This window comes from Streptomyces sp. 13-12-16 (assembly GCF_002114215.1).
Classification (GTDB): domain Bacteria; phylum Actinomycetota; class Actinomycetes; order Streptomycetales; family Streptomycetaceae; genus Streptomyces.
This window is the reverse complement of record NZ_NCTE01000912.1, coordinates 1-2484: the sequence shown is the minus strand read 5'-3', so window position 1 is coordinate 2484 and position 2484 is coordinate 1. Positions and strand designations below refer to the sequence as shown.

The 2484-nt window shown below is 73.0% G+C and carries 3 protein-coding genes; 1 reads left to right on the top strand and 2 read right to left on the bottom strand.

The window, feature by feature from the left end; all coding sequences use genetic code 11:
* Positions 1–119 precede the first annotated feature (119 nt).
* Together B7767_RS31995 and B7767_RS31990 are read right to left on the bottom strand one after the other, a co-directional pair.
* The gene (locus B7767_RS31995; protein ID WP_085575182.1) at positions 120–815 is read right to left on the bottom strand and encodes a response regulator transcription factor; all 696 of its coding nucleotides are present in this window, start codon (positions 813–815) and stop codon (positions 120–122) included.
* A complete protein-coding gene (locus tag B7767_RS31990) occupies positions 812–1789 on the bottom strand; it encodes a sensor histidine kinase (protein WP_085575181.1) in 978 nt (325 codons plus the stop codon). The genes B7767_RS31995 and B7767_RS31990 overlap by 4 nt, the downstream gene beginning before the upstream one ends.
* 290 nt (positions 1790–2079) lie before the next feature.
* On the opposite strand from B7767_RS31990, the gene B7767_RS31985 reads away from it, so the two are divergent.
* Positions 2080–2403 carry a TraR/DksA C4-type zinc finger protein gene (locus B7767_RS31985; protein ID WP_085575180.1) on the top strand — a complete coding sequence of 108 codons (324 nt, stop codon included), beginning with the start codon at positions 2080–2082 and terminating at the stop codon, positions 2401–2403.
* The last annotated feature ends 81 nt before the right edge of the window (positions 2404–2484 follow it).

Here is a 2484-nt window from a genome sequence, read left to right as displayed (position 1 = left end):
GGGGACGGGTTCCGCGCCGTGGGTGAACCCGAGGGCCAGCAGCACGGCCGCGAACGCGGCGAGGGCCGCCGCGGCGGCCCGGGACGGAAGGCGGGCGGAGCGTCCCCGCCGGTCGGCGGTCAAGGCTCGACGAGCCCGGCGCGGATGGCGTAACGGGTCAGTTCGAGGCGGTCCCGCAGCCCCAGCTTGTGCAGCAGGTTCTCGCGGTGCCGCTGGACCGTCTTGACGCTGATGAACAGCAGCTCGGCGATCTCCTTCGACGAGTGTCCCTCGGCGACGAGCTTGAGCACCTCCTCCTCGCGCGGGGTCAGCAACTGCTCCGGCGCCTCCTCGCCGTGCCGCACCCGGTCGAGGTAGTTGCGGATCAGGGCGGTCACCGCACCCGGGTACAGGAACGGCTCGTCCCGCATCGCGGCCCGGCAGGCGGCGACCAGATCCCGGTCCGCGACGGACTTCAGCACGTAGCCGCCGGCCCCGGCCTTGAGCGCCTGGAACAGGTACTGCTCGTTGTCGTGCATCGTCAGCATCAGGATGCGCAGCCCCGGCTTCAGCGCGGTCAGCTCGCGGGCGGCCTGCAGACCGGTCAGCCGCGGCATGGCGATGTCCAGGACGGCCAGGTCGACGTCGTGGGTGCGGGCCATGGCGATCGCCTCCGCGCCGTCACCCGCCTCGGCGACCACTTCCAGGTCCGGCTCCCGGTCGAGGATGAGCCGCACGCCGCGCCGCACCAGCGCGTGGTCGTCGGCGAGCAGGATCCGGATCGTGGTGTCCGTCCGGCGGTCGTCGTGGGTGTCCTGGGTGTCCTGGTGGTTCATGACTGCTTCCTGACGGTGGGCACGGTCAGCCGGACCCGGGTACCGGCCGGTGTCGCGGAGGTCTCGCCGGGGCTCGAGATGTCCAGTCCGGCCCCGATCAGCAGGGCCCGCTCCCGCATCCCGCGGAGCCCGGCGCCCTCGTGGGCGGCCCCGATGCCGCGGCCGTCGTCACCCACCTCCAGGACGACGCACCCGTCGGCGGCGCGCAGGCTCACCTCCACGCACCGCGCCTCGGCGTGCCGTGCGGCGTTGGTCAGGCTCTCCTGCGCCACACGGTAGATCACCAGCTCCGCCTCGTGGTCGAGAGCGGGCAGATCGGAGTCGAAGCGGCGCAGCACGTGCAGCCCGGTGTGCGTGGCGAACTCGGTGGCCAGCGAGGTGACCGCACTGACCAGCCCCAGATCGTCCAGGACGCCCGGACGCAGCCGGCGCACCAGCCGGCGGACCTCGTCGAGGCTCTCCCGGGTGATCTCCTGCGCCTGCTGGAGTTCACCGCGCAGCGGCTGGGACGCCTCGTCGGCCGCCCGCTTCAGCGCCAGCAGCACGGCCGTCATGCTCTGTCCGACCTCGTCGTGCAGCTCCTGGGCGATACGGCGCCGCTCGCCCTCCTGGGCGAGGATGGCGCGGGCGCTGCTCGCGACGCGTTCCCCCTCCAGCCGCTCCAGCATCGAATTGAACGTGCTGACCAGTTCGGCGACCTCGCCGCCGCCGCGCACGGGCAGCCGCTGACCGGGGCGCAGCAGGTCCACGGTGGCCATCAGCCGCGTCACCCGGTCCAGCGGGGCGAGGCCGATGCGCAGCAGGGCCGCGTTGGCGACGAGCATGACGCCGAGGCCGCCCACCAGGATCACCGCCTCGGTCAGCAGCACCGGAACGGACACGGTCACCGGAGCCCACAGCAGCAGCGCGGTGGCACTGCCCAGCACCACCGCGTTGAGCCCGAAGATCCGCCAGTACAGGGACACGGAGGTCACGCCTTCCTCTTTCTCGTCTGCCTCTACTGTCGGTCACCGCGCCGACCTGTGCGGCTGCGGCCCCCATGTCCCGGCGGACACCGGCCAGCCTGCACCAGCGGCGGTCCCCGGTCGATGGGCCCCGCGACCCATTTCCGCCGGCCCGCCCGACCCACACCGGGCGGGGTGGGTCCTCGGACCCCGCTCAGATGGGTACCGCGCCCGATGGGCGCCGGGACGGAAACGGGCGAGGGTGAGGACAACACCCGTACGTCACATCCGTACGCCACCGTCCCCGAGGAGGACCGTCCGTGTCGCTCGACCTGCCCCGCACCGAAACCCGTACCGCCCACCCGGCCGCCGACGAGGTCCGTCAGCGCCTCGAACACGCCCGCACGACCCGGCTCGCGCAGCTCAAGGCCCTCGACGAAACGGGGCAGAGTCCCGGCGACCACCTGATGTCCAACCAGAGGGACGCCATCAAGCGTGTCCTGAAGGAGATCGACGAGGCCTTCACGCGCGTCGACGACGGCACCTACGGCGCCTGTCTGGGCTGTTCCAAGGCCGTACCGCCGGAGCGGCTGGAGATCCTCCCGCACACCCGGTACTGCGTCGCCTGCCAGCGCCGCGCCTAGGTCCCGTCGCCGGATCCCCGCCCGCAGGCGACGCCCGGCACGCACGCCCGGACCGGGCTCGCGCGGGGCGCCCCCGTCGCC

Excerpts from the sequence above, each read along its gene's own strand:
- B7767_RS31995 (WP_085575182.1), bottom strand. The coding sequence starts at position 815 with ATGAACCACCAGGACACCCAGGACACCCACGACGACCGCCGGACGGAC.